Consider the following 18,170-nt stretch of genomic DNA (forward strand, 5'->3'; position numbering starts at 1 on the left):
CTCTTGGCCGTCTTCGTATCGGCCGTTCGGGACGAGGCGCGCATCTTGGTGACCCGACCGTGGGACGCGTTCGTCGCCTTCGGCCTGCCGCTGATCCTGCTGATGGTCATCGCGGCAATGCTGGCCCCTGGAGTGATCCGTCAGGCCCCGGTCGCCGTGGTCGATCAGGACAATTCGGCCTTCAGCCGCGCCGCAATCCGCAACATGGAGGCGAGCCCCGGTGTTCGCGTGACCCATGCTCCGGCGACGATGACGGAGGCCATGGCCTTGATGCGGCGGGGCGAGATTTACAGCGTCGCTCATTTTCCAGCAGATTTTTCTGACGGTGCGTTTCGTCGGCCGGAACAGGTGACCGTATCATTCAACGGCGCCTTCCAGACGGTCGGCGCCTTGTCCGCCTTGGGACAGAGCGCGGCCATCGCATCAGCGGCCGGCCAGCAGTTGCAAGAACGCGCGCGCCAGAGAGGATTGCCCGAAACCGCATTGCAACTCCCCGCTGTCCAAGTGTCGATCGTCGGCAATCCGCAGCTCAGCTTCGAGCTTTTTCTCGGCGGACTTCTGGCGCCGGGGGTCCTTCATCTGCTGGCGGCTTGTTCCGCGGTGCTGGCGGTTGGTCGGCTGATGCAGGGCGGCTCCTTCAAATGCTTCAAGGCCGAGACAGACGGCTTCACGACGACAGCTCTGATCGGGCGACTCATTCCGCACTTCGTGATCTTCAGCCTGTGGGGGTTGGCCTGGATCGCTTGGCTCAGCGGCGTCCGTGGCTGGGGTGTAGCAGGCTCGCTCCCTCTGCTGATCCTTGGCATACTAGCCTTGATGGCGGTGAGCGTTGTCTTGTCGGCTTTTCTGGTCGCCGCGCTTGGCGAGGTGGATATGGCGTTCTCGGCCACCGCCATCTATTCGGGTGCGGCTATCGCCTTTTCCAATGGCACTCTCCCGCTGGACCATGGGCCGCGCTTCGCCCGGATCTGGAGCGATATCCTTCCCTATACGCACTATCTACGGCTGCAGACCGGCCAGCTAGTCACGAGTGCGACTTCCGCATCGGCATGGCGAGACTTGATGATCCTGAGCGGCGTCGCCGTCGTTGGTTTTCTTCTAATGGCGCTCTTCATCCGGGGACGGGCGCGTCTTGTCCCCAAGCCGGAGAATTTGAACTTTCCGCTTCCGCAACAGGGCGTTATCGCCGCCTTTGCCGCGACATTCCGGAACCTGCCGCGTGCGCGGCAGGTCAGCAGCCTGCTGATCCTGGCCGTCGTCCTCTACGCCTTCTACTATCCGGCCGCATATGCCGGCCAGGCCGCGACGGGACTGCCCATCGCCATAGCGACACCGACGCAGACAGCGCTGACGCGCACCCTTGTCGAAGACCTGAATGCTTCGCGCGAGATCGAGGTCGCCGCCGTGATTTCATCCCCTGCTGAGGGCTTTGAACTGATGCGGCGCGGCGTGGTCGATGGGGTCGTCGTCCTGCCTCAGCGTTTTGAGGCCGATCTGGTCAGGGGGGCGCCGACGGGCGTGGCCATCTGGCTGAACGGCGGTTATCTGGTTCGTGTCACGGCCGTTGGCAGAGCCGTCGCCGCCGCGGCTGCGCAGGTCGCCGAGGCGCAGTTGAAAGGGCTGCCTGATATCGCCCGCGCCGTCAGATTGGCGCCGACCCTGAAGCAGGTGTCCCTCTTCAATCCAACGGAGGGCTACGGCGGTTACGCCGTGCCGGCGGTCAGTCTTATAATCCTGCAGCAGACGCTATTGCTGGGCGCGGGCGTAATCACAGCGGTGCGTCAAGAGACCGGCGCGGCTACGCTGAAACGCAGCGCGCGCTTGGGTCTGTGGCTGGCGCTTACGGCGATTGGGACAGCATCCAGCCTCTTCTATTTCGGTTTCGTGTTCTGGTTTCAGGACTATCCCCGCGCCGGCAACCTGATCGGCGTTCTACTGCTGGCGCCCATTTTTTCAGCGGCGGTCGCCGCTGTGGGTCTGCTTCTAGGCGCGCTTTTCGATCGCCATGAGCGGGTCTTGCAGGTTCTGGTCGGCACTTCCGCACCTTTGTTCTTCCTGTCCGGCGCTGCGTGGCCGCATTTCATGATGCCTGAAGGCCTCGTCTGGCTCGCGCATCTTTCACCGTCCACCGCTGCCGTTCAGGCCTTTGTTCGCCTGAACGCCATGGGCGCCAGGCTTTCAGAAGTCTCAGGTTTGGCAGCCATTTTGACAGGCCTCGCCGTCGTCTATGGCGGCTTGTGGGTGGTGCGCGGCTCTCTGCGCGTGGCGGCAAGGTCGTCATTGTCGCAAAGCGCAGCGACAGAATAAGGACCAATCGAAGCGCACGGGGGATGGCTAGCGCGACGCCCACCTTAGCGTCAGGCCAATCGTGCGAGGGCGCAAAGGGGTGATGGCCTGGGCGTCGGGAAGGCGGAACGGGTCACTGTAGGCGAAGGTGTTGGCTTCGGTGTCGAACAGATTGTCCACGAAGACGGTCGCCGTCCACGCCGACGCCTCGACGCCCAAGGCCAGCCTGCCCGTACCGTAATCGCCCATTCGATATTGCTGGCGTCCGTCGAACGTCAGGCGCGACGCGCCGACGTAGGACAGACCGCCGTCGGCCAAAAGTTCAAGACGCTCGCCAAGCGGACGACGCCAGCTGAAGCCGACATTCGCAGAAGCCCGGGGCACCCCGGGCAAGCTCGCGTCACGACGGGAATCAAACCGCGCGCTGGGCGAGGTGATGCGCGGGTCGGCGACGAGCCCGTTGGCGAAAAGCTCAAGCGTCTCAGAGGGACGCCAGTTGGCCTCGACCTCGAAGCCCTTGTCGGCGCCGTCGCCGACGTTGACGACATAGGCCAGGCCGCTGGGCAAAAACTGGTCGCTCTGCACATTGCGCCAGCGTGCGGCGTAGACGGCGGCGCGGAGGCGGGTGCGACCGTCCGCCGATCGGTACTTGGCCCCCAACTCGGCGTTCCACAAGCTATCTGGCTGGTATTGGCGCGCTGGTGAATCGGATCGGCCGCTGAAGTCCTGACCGATGACCCCTGCGGTGTTGAAGCCGCCGGTCCGGTGGCCCTGGCTGACCAGAGCGGACAGATTGAGGCGATCGCTGGGCTGCCAAGCGAGTGCGATCTTGGGCGTGAAGCCGGCGGATTCCCCACGTCCGTCGAAGGATCGCGAGCGGCTGAACTGTCGAACCAGGGAGGTGGTGTCGTATTCAAGGGCGTAGTAGCGGGCCCCGGCGGTCAAGGTCAGGTCGTAGGGCAGATCCAGCGACGCTTCGCCGTAAACGGCGGCCTCGTTCAGCCGGTCGCGCCGCGCCTCGGAATAGATGGCGCGAGGCTCGGGCGTCAGGGCGGATAGGACGGGATTGGTGCGTGTGGTGTTGGACGACACCAGACCGCCGGCCAGCCAGCGCCAGCGACCGATATCGGGAGAGGCGAAGTTTGCCTCGCCGACGACCAGGTGGATATCCTTGCCTTCGTCCAGCGCGCCGATGCGCCAGCCCGATCCGAAGCGACGAAGGGCGCTGGAGGCGTCGTAGCGGCTCTTGAAACCATGCTCGACGACCGAGACCGAGGCGTTCAGCCGGCCCCAGGCGCCGCGCCCCTCGATGGAGGCCGAGCCTTGGTCGAAGCGGTTCTGATGCGGTTCTCGAACCAGATTGGCGCGCCTAAAAGGGCCGAGGCCGCGATAGACGTAGTGGGTGTCCTCGGTGACGATGGACTGGTGAACGACGCCGGCGCGTGCCGTCCAGCCGAGCGCAATCTCCAGCGCGGCGGACAGCCGGCCGCCGCGCCGCGTGCCGTCATTGACCCGCCGCAGGTTCAGTTCGACGTCGTTGATATAGCCGCTGTAGGTCTCGCCATAGAGGGCGGCGCGGATCGCGGCGCGGTCGCCGGCGATAGGCAGGTTGGCGACCAGGCCATAGTCGGAGTTCCAGCCGCCGCCGTCAGTGCGCGACCGGGTCGCAGAGAGCGACAGAGATTCCTCGCCCATCGCCGGAGCCCGCGTGACGATACGCACGACGCCGCCGATGGGGCCGGTGCCGTACAGCGGACCTTGCGGGCCGCGCAGCACCTCGACCCGGTCGATGTCGATCAGCTTCAGATCCGGGTCCGGGGCGGCGTATGTGACCGGCGTCAGGTCGAGGTACAGGCCGACGGTGGATTGGGTCAGGCCGGTGAAGACGCCGTCCGATATGCCGCGCAGCAGGATCTTGTTCCGGCCGGGGCCGAGATTGGTCACAGTCATGCCGGACACGAGGCTGTCCAGTCCCTGCATGCCCGTGACCCCAGCACGGGTGATGCGGTCGGCGCCGACCGCCGTCATTGCCGATGACGAAGACTGGATCAGTTCGGGTCGGCGGGGGGCGGTCACGACGACCTCGCTAACTTGAGGCACGTCTTCTGGCGGCGTCATAGCGGCGGCGGGGCGTGGGGTGATCGGTCGAGCGGGAGCGGGCGCCGCGCTCATTTGCCTGCTGATGATCACAGCGCCGTCCTGGCGAATGGCGTGGCGACATCCGCTGCCCGCCAGCAATCGTGTGAGGGCCGCGTCCAGCGACATCCGCCCGCTGATCGCGGGGCTGACGCCGGTACAAGACGTCAAACTGCCGCCCAGCGAAACGCGTGCTTGAAGCGCCAGGTCGAGCAGGGCGTCGTCGACGGACTGCCGCGGGATATAGATATCGAGCAGGCGCGCATCGGCCTGCGCCGGCGTGCTCAGGGCCGTCGTGGCGAACAGAAAGAGACTGGGAAGAAGGGTGGCGGCGTGTGGCTTGGACAGGGCGAGGCGTTGGGGCCGCCCGCCCTTAACCGGCCTCACGGGCGTTGACGCGGACTTCGCGCGTCGAGGCGTCCACGCGGACGGGGACGAAATCCTGCAACTGCTTCAACATCACGGCCTCGTCGCCAATGCGAAGGGCGCCGGTGAACCGCAGCGCCCGAGCCGATGTCGATAGCACGACCGGCTTGTCGAGATAACGTGAAAGATCGTCCGCGACATCGGTCATCGGGCGATTGCGATAGACGAGAACGCCTTGTCGCCAAGGCGAAGTCTGGTCCGGAGACACTTGCGACAAGGCAGGGGGCTGCACGCCGCTCTGCGCGAGCGCCTGACCCGCGACCAGTCGGACCTTGGGTGCGTTGACGGGGGTGACGGCGACGACGCCCCGTTCGACGGCGACGGCGAAACGGTCGCCATGGTTCAGCACGTTGAAGGCGGTGCCCAGCACCTCGACCTGATGATCTCCGGCGGCGACGATGAACGGATGGGCCGGGTCGTGGGCGATGTCGAAGGCGGCCTCGCCCTCGGTCAGCGAGACCGAACGTTTGTCGCCGTCGAACCGAACGTCCAATGTGGAATGGCGGTTCAGATAGACGTGCGAACCATCCTCGAGCACGACCGTCAGGGGCGCGTCGGTGGTGGCGTACACCTGCGAGCCCGGCGTCAGCCACAGGAACAGGCCGAAAGCCAGCGTCACGCTGGCGGCGATGCCGATCGCCGCGCCCAGCCAGGGCGAACGCGGCTTGGCGCGACGTGCACGCGCGGCGGCGAGGTCGATGACTGGGGTCTTTATTGATGCGGGCGAGGCAGGGGCGTCCAGATCGACCCACAGACGCTCGACGGCGTCATAGGCGGCGGCGTGTGCCGGCGACGCCTCCAGCCAGTCCTGGAATTCCAGCCAGGCGGATTCGGGCGCCTCGTCGTCACGCAGGACGACGAACCAGTGCAGCGCCTTTTCCTCGATGTCGGTTTGTGCGGTCATCCGATCCCAGCCTGGAGGAACGCCGTGCACCGCGCCTCCTGATAGCAAGACGGCGCCGCCAAGCTTTCACCTTCAGACAAATTCCCCCAGGGCGTGAAAAGAAAGGGCATCACGGTTGAACCTTGCGGGAAAGAACGCGCAGCGCGTCCATCATGTGCTTCTCGACCGAACTGCGTGAAATGCCCATTTGGACGGCGACGTCGGCGTAGCTGACGCCATCGAACTTGTGCAGGCGAAAGACGGTCTGCGTCTTGGGCGGCAGGGTCTCGAGAGCGGCCAGAAGGCGGGCCAGCTTCTCGCGCCCGGCCACGACCGCCTCTGCCGAAGGGGCCGCGTCCAGATCTTCGGCGGCGCCGGTCTCATGGTTCAGTTGTCGCCATTGGGCGTCGCGGTTCGCCGACCTTTGCCCGGATCGCCAGCGGTCCATCAGCAGGTTGGAAGTCAGGCGAAATAGAAAGGCGCGGGGATTGTCCGGCGGCGGGTCGGGGGCGAGCGTCGAGACCTTCAGATAGATGTCCTGCAGCACGTCATCGACATCGCCAGACGCACCGCCCAGCCGCGCGCGGCAAAACCGGGCCAGATCCTCGCGCTGCGCAAGATAGGCGGCGATCAGGGGATGCGCGGAAGGCGCGGTCAAACGGGCGAAGTCCTCTCGTGCAGCCAAACGGGCCAAGACCTTCAATGCCGTGACGATTTTCATGAGGCAAGGGTTGGTCGGCGGCGTCCTTGTCATGAAGGCGCCGTGTCGCGGCGACGAGCAGGACCCAGATGCGCGCGTTTGCAGGACATGACGGCACGACGGCTCCGGTTCTTTCGGTCGGCTAGGGCGTCGTCGTGTTCGATCTCTGGCGCTCGGGCTTTATCCGCCGTCCCTTAAGCAGCTTCATTGACCATGAGCCGCGCGCGGACGAGATCGTCTGGCTGCCGGACTGCGGACCTCATGCCTATGTCGCGGACCCGTTCGGGATCACGCGCGACGGGGTGCTGACCGTCTTCGTCGAGGCGTTCGACTATCATGTACGCCGCGGCGAGATTCACTATCGCCAGTATGACGCCGACGACCGGCTGGTGGGGCAGGGCGTGGCTCTGTCCGAGCCCTGGCACCTGTCCTATCCGACGCTGATCGAGGACGGCGGCGAACTCTACATGCTGCCGGAAGGCTACAAGAGCGGCGGGCTGATCCTCTATCGCTGTGTCCGTTTCCCGGATCAGTGGGAGGCGGTGGCCCGTATCGGCGAGGCGGCTGCGATCGACGCGACGGTGGTCAAGCACGACGGCCGGTGGTGGATGTTCCATGCGCTTCCCGGACCGGACGACCGGGCGATGCGCGAACTCCACATCGCCTGGGCCGACAGCCTGACGGGGCCTTGGACGCCGCATTCGACCAATCCGGTGCTGAGCGGTTTTCAGACCTCGCGGCCGGGCGGCTCGGCGTTCGTCCGTGACGGCGCGCTTCATCTGCCGGTGCAGGACTGCGCTGTGACCTATGGGGCGGCCATCAATCTGCTGCGGATCGATGTGTTGTCGCCGGACGCATTTTCGGCGGTGGTTGTGAGACGGTTCGAGCCGGGCCATCTGCTGGACGGCTACGGCGACGGCTTGCACACCCTGTCCGGTCACCGCGACGTTACCTTCATCGACGTGAAGGGCATCCGCCGGTCGTCGGCGGAGCCCTGGCTGAAGGCCGGGTTCAAGGCGCGTCGGCTGCTGGGCCTGAACGGGCCGCGCGGTCGCCGCGCCACCGGCGCCGCCGTCCACCCCAAGATTTTCGAGACCGCTTCCGTTCGGAAGGAAGGCTAGACCATGCGTATCGCCGTCGTTCTGCCGCGTGGGTGCACCTTCTGTCCGGACAAGACCAACTCCATGGAGACGGTGGTGCGCACCCTGTCGGCGCACAGCCGTTTGAACCGGCTGGTGACGCTGATCGCCGATGCCGGCGGCCCGACGTCGTCCGGCGTGCAGATGGTGACGGTGCCGGCCGGACTGGGCCGCAAGGCGCGAAATGCGGCGGTGGTTGACGTTCTGAAGAAACTGTCGCCGGACATCGTGGAATATCATCAACAGCTGAAGGCGGCCTCGGAGCTGGCGAGACAACTGCCTGACGCGATCCACGTTCTTTATCGCCACACGCGGATCAAGCCGTCGCGCAACCTGATCGAACGTCTGCGATACGGTCGACGCCTCGCGCGATTCGACCGGCTGGTGTTCGTCAGCCGGGCGGCGGGTGAAGAGTTCGCAACGGATTATCCGCGTCTGGCCGGGCGTGTTTCGTCGGTCTGCAATCCGATCGAAAGCGACGCCTGGCGCGCATCGCCCGAGCAGCGCGAGAACCTGATCCTGTTTTCGGGCCGGGCGATGAAGGACAAGGGGCTGGATCTGTTCTGCGCAGCCCTGGCCGAGACGTTGGATCGTCATACCGACTGGCGCGGCGCACTGATGCTGGGCGACTGGGACAAGCATCAGGATTGGGCCGCGCCGCAGGTGCAGATGCTTGAGCGGTTCGGCGATCGGGTCGAAATCCACAAGTCGGCGTCGCTGGACGCGGTGCTAACGATGACGCAGCGCGCCGCCATCGCGGTCACGCCGTCGCGGGTGCGCGAGGCCCTGGGACTGGCCGCGCTGGAGGCCCATGCGGCGGGCGCGGCGCTGATCTCGTCGGGACGCGGCGGCCTGCGCGAAGCCAGCGGCGAATATGCGCTTTATGTTGACGTCGAGGAGGCCGGGTCGCTGACAAGCGCCATGATGCGTCTGGTCGAAAACCCGGATGAACGTCTGGCCCTGGCGCGTGGCGGGCAGGCCTATGTCGAGCGGGTGCATTCGCCGGCCGCGCGCGCCGCCGAGCTGGACGCCTTGCGCGAGGCCTTGGTCGAAAAGGCATTCGTCACGCCGAAGCCGACGCTGCGGAGGCGTCCTCTGTTTGGGCCGGCGGCGTCGCTGACCCGGCTTCAGGGCTAGGCTTCAGCCCCTTCGGATCAGGCTGTCGTAGACGTGGGTGACGGCGTCGAAGCGCACGCGCGTCGGCTGGTCGCCCAGGGGCGCGGCATGGAAGTCGGCGTTAGTCAAACCGGCGGCGACGGGATCGGCGATCTTGTCGGTGTTCCAGCCCAGCAGCAGGCGGCCGCCCGAGCGGAGGATGGCCGCCAGAGCCTTCAAGGCGCGCTGCTGCTGGTCGGGACTGTCGACGCCATAACCCAGCACGCCGTTGCAGACGACGGCGTCGAAGGTCAGGTCCGAGAACAGCCGATCCGCCTCGCATATGTCGCCGGTGCGGTGGCGACCTTCGCGGCCCCAGCGTGCGGCCGCCGGATCGATGTCGGTGGTCCAGACCTCGCCGCCCTGCGCCTCCAGCAAGGCGTAGTCGTCCAGAGTATACTCGCGGCAACCGACCCACAGGATGCGCCCGCCGTCGGCCGCCAACGCTGGAACATAGCTGTCGGCCATCACCTGTCGGTCGGGCAGGGCGCGGATTCGCGCCGCCTTGGCGGACCGTCGCCTGCGGTCGGCGTCCTTGCCAAAGATCAGACCCCTGACGAGCGTTCCCAGACCCACGTGCTTCCCCTTGGACTGTTCGATACGGTTGTTATCGAGGGGGCGGCGATCTGTCTCGCGCTTTTCCGGGCGTTTCGGGTCGCCGGGCTTTGATGTGGCGAAACGACCGCCTACTGACGGCGCATGATCCAGGACGCTCCTCCCCCCGTCACGCCCACCGCCTTGCCCGAGATCGTCGTCACCGCCGCGCGTCTGCCGCCGGCGGCGGCGGACGCCGCGTTTTCTGTTGTGAGGATCGATGAGGCGGTGCTGTCCCGGTCGTCGCGTCTGGACGAGGCATTGCGATCCGTGCCGGCGGTGTCGCTGTTTCGACGCACCAGCAGCGCGGCGGCCAATCCGACGACGCAAGGGATTTCGCTGAGGGCCATCGCGCCGTCTGGGGCAGGACGGACGCTAGTGATGCTGGATGGCGTGCCGCTGAACGATCCGTTCGGGGGCTGGGTCATCTGGTCCCAGGCGACGCCGGAATCTCTGGAGAGCCTGGATGTGATCCGGGGGGCGGGCTCGGGCCCCTATGGCGCGGGCGCGCTGACGGGCACGATCACCCTGCGTGAACGCGGGAAAGGCGGCGCGCTGGATGTGTCCGCGTCCGAGCGCGGCGGCTTGCGGGTGGCGGGCTCCGGCTCCACCCGACTGGGACCTTTGGCGGTGACGTTGAGCGGCTTGCGCGAAGTCAGCGACGGCTATGTGCCCGTGCGCGGGCCGGCGGCAGGCGCGGCGGACACGCCGCTGGATCTCGACAGCCGAAGTGCAGCGCTGCGCGTCGATACGGCCTTGGGACAGGCGAACCTGTCCGTCAGGGCGGCGACCTGGGAGGAGGATCGCGGATCGGGGCTGGCCGGAACGCGCGCCAACGCCAGCGGGCACAGCCTGAGCGCCACGGCGGCGCAGACGCCGATGGCCGACGGCTATGGCTGGCGGCTGCAGGCATGGCGGATCGACAGCAATCTGGCCAACAGTTCGGCCTCGGTGTCGGCCGACCGCTCGACCACGACGCCGGCCAACGATCAGTTCAAGACGCCCGCGACGGGATGGGGGCTGAATGCGGCGCTGCGCCGTCGAATGACGGAGTTCGCGGGCGGACGGCTGGAGTGGGAGCTTGGCGCGGATGCGCGCTTCAACGACGGCGAGACCAACGAACTCTTCAGCAATCCAACGGGCGCGGGTTTCACCCGTATTCGGCGTGCGGGCGGGGAGACGGCGGTGGCCGGGGCCTATGTCGATGCGTCCTGGACCGCGGCCGACTGGCTGGTGGCCGGCGGACTGCGGGTGGATCGCTGGGAGAATATGGGGGGATTCCGTAAGGAGAACACGCTGGCGACCGGCGCGGTCCTGCTGAACGAAAGTGATCCGGATCGGTCGGGCGAGGTGGTCAGCGCGCGTCTGGCCGTGCGGCGTGATCTGGGCGGCGGCTATGCGGCGCGGGCGGCGGCCTATTCCGGGTTTAGGCCCGCCACGTTGAACGAACTGCATCGGCCATTCCGCGTCGGCAACGACATCACCGAGGCCAACGCCGCCCTGACGCCGGAAACGCTGCAGGGCGTGGAGACGGGATTGGCCTTCGACCGCGAGGGCGTGCGTTGGGGCGCGTCTGTGTTCTGGAACCAGATCGAGGACGCCATCGTCAATGTGACGCTCGGGTCCGGGCCGGCGACCTTCCCGCGCGCCGGGTTCGTGCCGGCGGGCGGCGTGCTGCGCCAGCGTCAGAACGCCGGGACCATCGACGCCTGGGGCGTGGAACTGACGGGGGCGCTGGACCTGTCGTCAGCCGTGTCGCTGAACGCCGCTGCGTCCTGGACCGACGCCGAGATCGACGGCGGATCGTCCGCCGCACAGCTGACCGGCTTGCGCCCCGCACAGGCGCCGGAATGGAGCGCGACGGCCGGGCTGGATTGGCGCGCGACCGATCGACTGACCCTGGCTCTGGCCGCACGTTATGAATCGAGCCGGTTCGATGACGACCTGAACAGCCGGGTGCTGGACGCCGCCGTGACGCTGGATGCGCGAGGGGAGTGGGCCTTCACGCGGAGCGCGACTCTTTGGGTGGCGGCGGACAATCTGTTCGACGAGGATGTCGAGGTGTCGGAGACGGGCACGGGCGTCGCCGGATACGGCCCGCCGCGAACGATCAGCCTCGGTCTGCGGTTGAGCTATTGAGGGCGCTGACCGACGGTCTTGTCGACCAGGTTTTTGCGCGACGCACAGATTTCGTCCGCCTGACGGGTGAAAATGACCTTCAATGCTGTTGCGCGAGGCCGCTGGCGCGCTAAGCGCTAAAGGCGGTCGATCCACGGCCGCAGATCCCAACGACGAGCCTGTCATGTCCGAAGAATTCTACCGCATGAAGCGGTTGCCGCCCTATGTCATCGCCGAGACCAATGCGATGCGCGCGGCGGCCCGTGCGGCGGGCGAGGACGTGATCGACTTGGGCATGGGCAACCCGGACCTGCCGCCGCCGCAGCATGTGATCGACAAGCTGATCGAGGTGGCCAGGAAGCCCGACGCCCACGGCTATTCGGCGTCACGCGGCATCCCCGGCCTGCGCCGCGCCCAGGCCAACTATTACGGCCGCCGCTTCGGCGTCGATGTGGATCCCGAGACCGAGGTGATCGTCACCATGGGCTCCAAGGAGGGGTTGGCCAGCCTGGCCACCGCCATCACCGAGCCGGGCGACGTGATCCTAGCGCCTAATCCGTCCTATCCGATCCACACCTTCGGCTTCATCATCGCCGGCGCCGCGATCCGCAGCGTGCCGACCACGCCGGACGAGAAATATTTCGAGGCGCTGGAGCGGGCCATGGCCTTCACCGTGCCGCGGCCCAAGATTCTGGTGATGAACTATCCATCGAACCCGACGGCGGAGACGGTCGATCTGGCCTTCTATGAACGCGTCGTGGACTTCGCCAAGGCGAACGATCTGTGGATCATCAGCGATCTGGCCTATTCGGAACTCTATTACGACGGCAAGCCGACGGTCTCGATCCTGCAGGTTCCGGGCGCCAAGGACGTGGCGATCGAGTTCACCTCCCTGTCCAAGACCTACAGCATGGCGGGCTGGCGCATGGGGTTTGCGGTCGGCAACAAGACGCTGATCGCGGCGATGACGCGGGTGAAATCCTACCTCGACTACGGCGCCTTCACGCCGATCCAGGCGGCGGCGTGCGCCGCGCTGAACGGGCCGCAGGACATCGTCGAGCAGAACCGCAAACTCTATCACCGCCGGCGCGATGTGCTGGTCGAGAGTTTCGGCCGCGCGGGCTGGGACATTCCCAAGCCGGCCGCTTCCATGTTCGCCTGGGCGCCCTTGCCGCCGGCGCTGAAGCATTTGGGCAGTCTGGAGTTTTCCAAGCAGTTGCTGACCCACGCCAAGGTCGCGGTGGCGGCGGGCGTCGGCTATGGCGAGAACGGCGAGGGCTTCGTGCGCATCGCCATGGTCGAGAACGAACAGCGCATCCGCCAGGCCGCGCGCAACATCAAATCCTATCTGAAATCGCAGGGCGTCAATGTGCCGCCCAGCCGGGAAGACTGACTATGCCGTCTGGACTGATCGCGCTGCTGGACGACGTCGCCGGCATCGCAAAGCTGGCGGCCGCGTCGCTGGATGACGTGGGAGCGGCGGCCGGCAAGGCCTCGACCAAGGCCGCCGGCGTGGTGGTGGACGATGCGGCGGTGACGCCGCGCTATGTAATGGGCCTGTCGCCCAGCCGCGAGCTGCCGATCATCAGCAAGATCGCGCTCGGGTCGTTTCGCAACAAGCTGATCTTCATCCTGCCGGTGGCCCTGGTGCTCAGCGCCTTCGCGCCTTGGGCCATCACCCCGATCCTGATGTGCGGCGGGACCTATCTGTGTTTCGAGGGGGCGGAAAAGCTGCTGGAGGCGATGGGGCATGGCGGGCACGAGGATGCCGCGCCGGTCGCGCGCGATGCGGCGGCGCTGGAGAAGACGACGGTGTCGGGCGCGGTGCGCACCGATTTGATCCTGTCGGCCGAGATCATGGCCATCGCCCTGGCCGATGTGGCGGCGCAGCCGATCCTGACCCAGGCCGCCGTGCTGGCTGTGGTCGGCATCGCCATGACCGTCGTCGTCTATGGCGCGGTCGGCCTGATCGTGAAGATGGACGACATCGGTCTGAGCCTGGCCAAGCGTGACAACGGTGGTGTTCGCGCCTTGGGGCGGGGTCTGGTCAGGGGCATGCCGATGGTGATGAGCGCACTGTCCGTGATCGGCACGGGGGCCATGCTGTGGGTCGGCGGCGGCATTCTGCTGCATGGTTCCCATACTCTGGGGCTGCACTGGCCGGCGGTACCGGTCGAGCATCTGTCGCATGCCGTCGGCGAACTGTTCGGGCCGTTGGCCGGCGTGATGAGCTGGCTGACGACGGCGGTGGCCTCGGCCGTGATCGGGCTGATCGTCGGCGGGGTGGTGGTGCTAGTCCTGCATCAGGTCGCGCGCCTGCGGTCCAAGGAATCGCACTAGGAGCGAGCCGAGCTGTCACGCGGGCGCCATCCGCAACAGCTAGAGGCCGCACGGCTGTTGTTGGAGTTGTTCATGTCCCTGTCGCGTCACGTCGCCGCCGCGTGTCTGACCGCCTTGTCGATCGCGGGCGCCGCCTGTGCGGGCGCGCCGGTCACCCGGCCGCCGGTTCAGGCCGCCGCGCCTCAGACATCGGCTGCGGCCCTGACGCCGCCCAAATTGATCGTGACCATCGTGGTCGATCAGTTCAGCGCCAACCTCTTCAACCAGTATCGCAGCCGCTACAGCGGCGGCCTGCGCCGGTTGGCCGACCAGGGGCTGGTGTCCATCAACGGCTATCAGACCCACGGTCTGACCGAGACCTGCCCGGGCCATTCCACCGTTCTGACCGGCATGCACCCGGCCGAGACCGGCATTCCCGCCAACGACTGGATCGACGCCAAGACCGGCAAGGAGGTCTATTGCCTGGCCGCGCCGCAGAACCATCTGGCGCACGGGCGCGACGATACCGACAACGGGCCGGTGGGCCCGGACCAGTTGCGCGCGACGACGCTGGGCGACTGGCTGAAGGCCGTCAGCCCGGACAGCAAGGTGATGGCGGTGTCGGGCAAGGATCGCGGGGCGATCAATCTGGCCGGTCATCAGGGGCAGGCCTTCTGGTTCACCGACGGGTTTGGACTGACGACCTATGTCGAGCCGGGTCAGACGGCTGAGGCGAAGCTGGCGCCGGTCGCGGCGTTCAACCGCGACTTCAACGCCTGGACGGCGGCGACGCCGACAGCCTGGGACTATCAGAACGCGGACTGCCGGGCGCTGGCGGGCGACTGGACCATTCGCGGCCAGACCTTCCATTCGGTGCTGCCGCCGGCGGGGCTGAAGTTCGACACCTCGCCATTGCTGGACGAGCAGACGCTGAAGGCGGCGGAATATCTGCTGGACAGCCAGAAGCTGGGGCAGGGGACGGCGACCGACATGCTGGGCGTCAGCCTGTCGGCCACCGACCGGATCGGCCATATGTACGGCACCCAGGGGCCGGAGATGTGCGAGCAGATGCACCGGCTGGATGCGGCGCTGGGCGCCTTCCTGGACAAGCTGGCCCAGGTTCCGGGCGGCGCGCTGGTGGTCTTGACGGCCGACCACGGCGGTTCGGACTTCGTCGAGCGACTGCACGAGCATGGCTATCCGCAGGCGCACCGCGCCGACACCGATGCAATCAAGGGCGTCAACGCCGCGCTGAAGGCGCGCTTCAATCTTGACGCCGATCCGCTGCAGTCCGGCGGAAGCGGCTGGATGGTCGCCGATGCGGATCACAAGTCGCTGCCCGATCCGTTGCGGACACAGGTGGCGGAGGCGGCGGTCGAGATGCTGCGCGCCCTGCCGGACGTGGCCTTCGCCGAGACGCGCGACCGGCTGCTGGCCGAGCCTCTGCCGGACAGCCGTCAGCCCGAGATGATGACGGTGCGCGAGCGGATGCGACTGTCTACGGTCGCCGAGCGATCGCCCGACATCCAGTTCGCCTGGACCCAGAACACTACCTCAGGCGGCCGCGTCGGCTCGACCCTGGCCGGACACGGCACGCCGTGGGAATACGACCGTCGCGTGCCGATCATCTTCTGGTGGCCGGGCGCGAAGGCCGAGGAGCGGTTCCTGCCGATCCGGACCGTCGATATCGCCCCGACTCTGGCCCATGTGATCGGCGTCGCCGCGCCCCAGGTCGAGGGCCGCTGCATCGATCTGAACGGGTTTGCCGTGGCGGCTTGCGGGGCGGCGGCCAGATAAACTCCTGTTTCCGGCCGTCAACTCATGTTTCCTGAGGGGAAGGCGGCCTTACGCAGCGGGGGTTTCGTTGGCAGAAGAGGGCGAAATCGCCCAGGCGGCCCCGTTTTGCCGTCCGAGAGAGCCAACAGGAAACGTCATGAACCGAGCCCGTCGCGCGCGCATCGTCGCCACCCTGGGACCCGCCAGCCGTGCGCCCAGCACCGTCAAGGCGCTGGCCCAGGCGGGGGTGGACGTGTTCCGCCTGAACTTCAGCCACGGGTCGCATGAGGATCACGCCGCCGCGTTGAAGGCGGTGCGCGGCGCCGAAATGGCGTTGCAGCGTCCGCTGGGCGTGCTGGCCGACCTTCAAGGGCCGAAGCTGCGTCTGGGCCGGTTCAAGGACGTCGAGATTTCGGTCAAGCCGGGCCACACCATGCGTTTCGACTTGGACCCGACGCCCGGCGACGAGACGCGGGTGCAGATGCCGCATCCCGAAATCTTCAAGGCGCTGCGCAAGGGCATGCTGCTGTTGCTGGACGACGGACGGGTGCGGCTGCGTGTGGGTGAGCGGACCGACGAGTGGGCGGATGTGACGGTCGAGAGCGGCTCGAAGCTGTCGGACCGCAAGGGCGTGGCGGTGCCGGAGGCGGTGATCCCGGTTTCGGCCCTGACGCCGAAGGACCGTGAGGATCTGGCCTTCGCCCTGCGGATGGGCGTGGACTGGGTAGCGCTCAGCTTCGTTCAGAAGCCCGAGGACATGGCCGAGCTGAAGCGGATCGTGAACGGGCAGGCGGCCTGCCTCGCCAAGATCGAAAAGCCGGCGGCCCTGGCCGATTTGGAAGCCATTCTGGATTATTGTGACGGGGTGATGGTGGCGCGCGGCGATCTGGGCGTCGAGCTGGATCCCGAGGATGTGCCGGTGGCGCAGAAACAGATCGTGCGCGCGGCCCGCAATCGCGGCGTGCCGGTGATCGTGGCCACCCAGATGCTGGAATCCATGACCAGCGCCCCGGCCCCGACCCGCGCCGAGGCGACCGATGTGGCCAATGCGGTCTATGAGGGCGCGGACGCCCTGATGCTGTCGGCCGAGACGGCGTCGGGCGACTATCCGCTGGAGTCCGTCGGCATCATGAGCCGGATCATCGAGCGGGTCGAACGCGATCCGATGTGGCCCAGCCTGATGGGCGCCGAACACGCCGGCATGGACGAGCATGACGTGGACGCCCTGGTCGGGGCGGCGCGGATGGCGGCGAATGCGCCCTCGACCGGCTGTCTGGTGGTGTTCACGACCCTGGGCGGCACGGCGCGGCGGATGGCGCGTGAGCGGCCGCTGAAGCCGATCCTAGTGCTGACGCCCAATCCCAACACCGCGCGCCGACTGGCCTTGGTCTGGGGGCTGGAGCCGCGTCTGGGCGAGCAGCCGGACTCGCTGGAGGCCGTCACGGACGACGCCGTCAACAGCGCGGTGAAATATGGTCTGGCCGAGCCGGGCCAGCGCATCCTGATCCTGGCGGGCACGCCGTTCGGAGCGCCCGGTGCGGCCAACCTGCTGCGACTGGCCCACGCGCCTGCGGCGACGTCGAAGGGCCGCAAGAAGAGCTAGAAAGCGATCTCGCGACGCTCCGCCGCGCTGCGCAGACCGGCGTCGAGGATGCGCATGACGGTCAGGGCCTGATCGGCGGGCACCGGCGGCGGTCCCTCGCCGAGGATCGCATCGCGCATGGCGGCGTAGAAGGCGGGATAGTCGCCGCGCTCGGGCGTCGGCGTGGTGCGGACGGTGTCGCCGTCGATCTGTTTCGTCAGCACGCCGGGCGAAGGATCGACGCCCCAGTCGGGATCGCCGGGACGCAGGCCGGCCTTGGACTGCCCTTCCTGAGCGTCGAGGCCGTGTTTGATGAAGCTGCCGCCCGTGCCGTGGACGGCGTAGCGGAGGCTGGCCTCGGCGGCGAGGTGACTCATGTTCAGGATGACGCGCAGCCGGCCATAACGCAGCAGAACGTGGGCGTAGTCGATGGCCGTGGCGCCGACACGCTGGGCCTGAAGGTCGGCATAGATGGCCAGCGGAGCGCCGAACAACTGCACCGCCTGGTCGATCAGGTGCGGGCCCAGGTCGGCCCAGACCCCGCCGTCGCGCTTGTCCTTCCAACGGTCCGTGACGGTCGGACGAAAGCGATCGTAGTGGCTTTCGAACACGGCTACGTCGCCCAGTTCGCCACAGTCGATCAGGCGGCGCAGAGTCAGGAAGTCGGCGTCCCAGCGGCGGTTCTGGAAGACGCTGAACACGCCAGGCGATGCGGCCGCGACGGCGGCGACCGCCTCGGCGTCAGCCAGAGTGGCGGCGAAGGGTTTGTCCACCACCACCGACTTGCCGGCCCTCAGCGCGGCGATCGACTGTTCGGCGTGCAGGGCGTCGGGGGTGGCGACGACGATCAGGCCGATGTCGCCGCGGGCGATGGCTGTGTCCAGATCGGGCAGGACCTCGACCTCCGGCAGGTCGGCGTGGACCGCTTCAGGGCGGGACGAGACGACAGCGGTCAATGTCAGGCCGGGCGTCGCCTTGATCAGCGGGGCGTGGAAGGTCTGGCCCGCCAGGCCGTAGCCGGCGACGGCGACGCCGATAGGTGCATGAGAGGTCATG

General features: G+C 67.2%; 13 protein-coding genes. 8 read left to right on the forward strand and 5 right to left on the reverse strand.

Features of this window, described 5'->3' with window-relative positions:
- Positions 1 to 3 precede the first annotated feature (3 nt).
- Positions 4 to 2,307 (forward strand): ABC transporter permease, encoded by a 2,304-nt coding sequence (locus BLR19_RS00095; protein WP_255366332.1) that lies wholly within the window; start codon positions 4 to 6, stop codon positions 2,305 to 2,307.
- 27 nt (positions 2,308 to 2,334) lie between these two features.
- Here the strand turns inward: BLR19_RS00095 and BLR19_RS00100 are convergent, their stop codons facing one another.
- The 3 genes from BLR19_RS00100 to BLR19_RS00110 form a co-directional block, all read right to left on the reverse strand.
- Positions 2,335 to 4,809: a TonB-dependent receptor gene (locus tag BLR19_RS00100; RefSeq protein WP_091745775.1), complete on the reverse strand. Its 2,475-nt coding sequence runs from the start codon at positions 4,807 to 4,809 to the stop codon at positions 2,335 to 2,337.
- Entirely contained in the window at positions 4,796 to 5,752 is a 957-nt protein-coding gene (locus BLR19_RS00105; protein ID WP_091745777.1) for a FecR family protein, read from the reverse strand. The genes BLR19_RS00100 and BLR19_RS00105 overlap by 14 nt, the downstream gene beginning before the upstream one ends.
- A gap of 109 nt (positions 5,753 to 5,861) precedes the next feature.
- Complete coding sequence (locus BLR19_RS00110; RefSeq protein WP_255366333.1) at positions 5,862 to 6,389, reverse strand: RNA polymerase sigma factor; 528 nt, start codon at positions 6,387 to 6,389, stop codon at positions 5,862 to 5,864.
- Positions 6,390 to 6,586: 197 nt separating this feature from the next.
- Here BLR19_RS00110 and BLR19_RS00115 point away from each other — a divergent pair, with 197 nt between their 5' ends.
- Positions 6,587 to 7,552 (forward strand): glucosamine inositolphosphorylceramide transferase family protein, encoded by a 966-nt coding sequence (locus BLR19_RS00115; RefSeq protein WP_091745783.1) that lies wholly within the window; start codon positions 6,587 to 6,589, stop codon positions 7,550 to 7,552.
- A gap of 3 nt (positions 7,553 to 7,555) precedes the next feature.
- A complete protein-coding gene (locus BLR19_RS00120) occupies positions 7,556 to 8,707 on the forward strand; it encodes a glycosyltransferase family 4 protein (protein WP_091745789.1) in 1,152 nt (383 codons plus the stop codon).
- 3 nt (positions 8,708 to 8,710) lie between these two features.
- Here the strand turns inward: BLR19_RS00120 and BLR19_RS00125 are convergent, their stop codons facing one another.
- The gene (locus BLR19_RS00125) at positions 8,711 to 9,301 is read right to left on the reverse strand and encodes a class I SAM-dependent methyltransferase (RefSeq protein WP_255366334.1); all 591 of its coding nucleotides are present in this window, start codon (positions 9,299 to 9,301) and stop codon (positions 8,711 to 8,713) included.
- Between the two features lie 123 nt (positions 9,302 to 9,424).
- Between BLR19_RS00125 and BLR19_RS00130 the strand changes: the two genes are divergently transcribed.
- The 5 genes from BLR19_RS00130 to pyk all read left to right on the forward strand — a co-directional run bounded on the left by BLR19_RS00130 (position 9,425) and on the right by pyk (position 17,135).
- The gene (locus BLR19_RS00130; RefSeq protein ID WP_091745791.1) at positions 9,425 to 11,458 is read left to right on the forward strand and encodes a TonB-dependent receptor; all 2,034 of its coding nucleotides are present in this window, start codon (positions 9,425 to 9,427) and stop codon (positions 11,456 to 11,458) included.
- 163 nt (positions 11,459 to 11,621) lie between these two features.
- Positions 11,622 to 12,830, forward strand: coding sequence for an LL-diaminopimelate aminotransferase (locus BLR19_RS00135; RefSeq protein WP_066554680.1), 1,209 nt, complete (start codon positions 11,622 to 11,624; stop codon positions 12,828 to 12,830).
- A 2-nt stretch (positions 12,831 to 12,832) separates the two neighbouring features.
- Entirely contained in the window at positions 12,833 to 13,777 is a 945-nt protein-coding gene (locus tag BLR19_RS00140) for a DUF808 domain-containing protein (protein WP_091745794.1), read from the forward strand.
- A gap of 72 nt (positions 13,778 to 13,849) precedes the next feature.
- Entirely contained in the window at positions 13,850 to 15,553 is a 1,704-nt protein-coding gene (locus tag BLR19_RS00145) for an alkaline phosphatase family protein (protein WP_091748975.1), read from the forward strand.
- 136 nt (positions 15,554 to 15,689) lie between these two features.
- Entirely contained in the window at positions 15,690 to 17,135 is a 1,446-nt protein-coding gene (gene pyk / locus BLR19_RS00150) for a pyruvate kinase (RefSeq protein ID WP_055753148.1), read from the forward strand.
- Here the strand turns inward: pyk and BLR19_RS00155 are convergent.
- Positions 17,132 to 18,169 (reverse strand): oxidoreductase, encoded by a 1,038-nt coding sequence (locus BLR19_RS00155; protein WP_091745798.1) that lies wholly within the window; start codon positions 18,167 to 18,169, stop codon positions 17,132 to 17,134. The genes pyk and BLR19_RS00155 overlap by 4 nt on opposite strands.
- Position 18,170 lies beyond the last annotated feature (1 nt).

It is taken from the genome of Brevundimonas sp. 374 (assembly GCF_900102995.1).
GTDB lineage: Bacteria > Pseudomonadota > Alphaproteobacteria > Caulobacterales > Caulobacteraceae > Brevundimonas > Brevundimonas vesicularis_C.

Coding starts and splice junctions, on each gene's coding strand:
- BLR19_RS00120 (WP_091745789.1), top strand. CDS start 7,556: ATGCGTATCGCCGTCGTTCTGCCGCGTGGGTGCACCTTCTGTCCGGAC.
- BLR19_RS00140 (WP_091745794.1), top strand. CDS start 12,833: ATGCCGTCTGGACTGATCGCGCTGCTGGACGACGTCGCCGGCATCGCA.
- BLR19_RS00130 (WP_091745791.1), top strand. CDS start 9,425: ATGATCCAGGACGCTCCTCCCCCCGTCACGCCCACCGCCTTGCCCGAG.
- pyk (WP_055753148.1), top strand. CDS start 15,690: ATGAACCGAGCCCGTCGCGCGCGCATCGTCGCCACCCTGGGACCCGCC.
- BLR19_RS00105 (WP_091745777.1), bottom strand. CDS start 5,752: ATGACCGCACAAACCGACATCGAGGAAAAGGCGCTGCACTGGTTCGTC.
- BLR19_RS00155 (WP_091745798.1), bottom strand. CDS start 18,169: ATGACCTCTCATGCACCTATCGGCGTCGCCGTCGCCGGCTACGGCCTG.
- BLR19_RS00145 (WP_091748975.1), top strand. CDS start 13,850: ATGTCCCTGTCGCGTCACGTCGCCGCCGCGTGTCTGACCGCCTTGTCG.
- BLR19_RS00135 (WP_066554680.1), top strand. CDS start 11,622: ATGTCCGAAGAATTCTACCGCATGAAGCGGTTGCCGCCCTATGTCATC.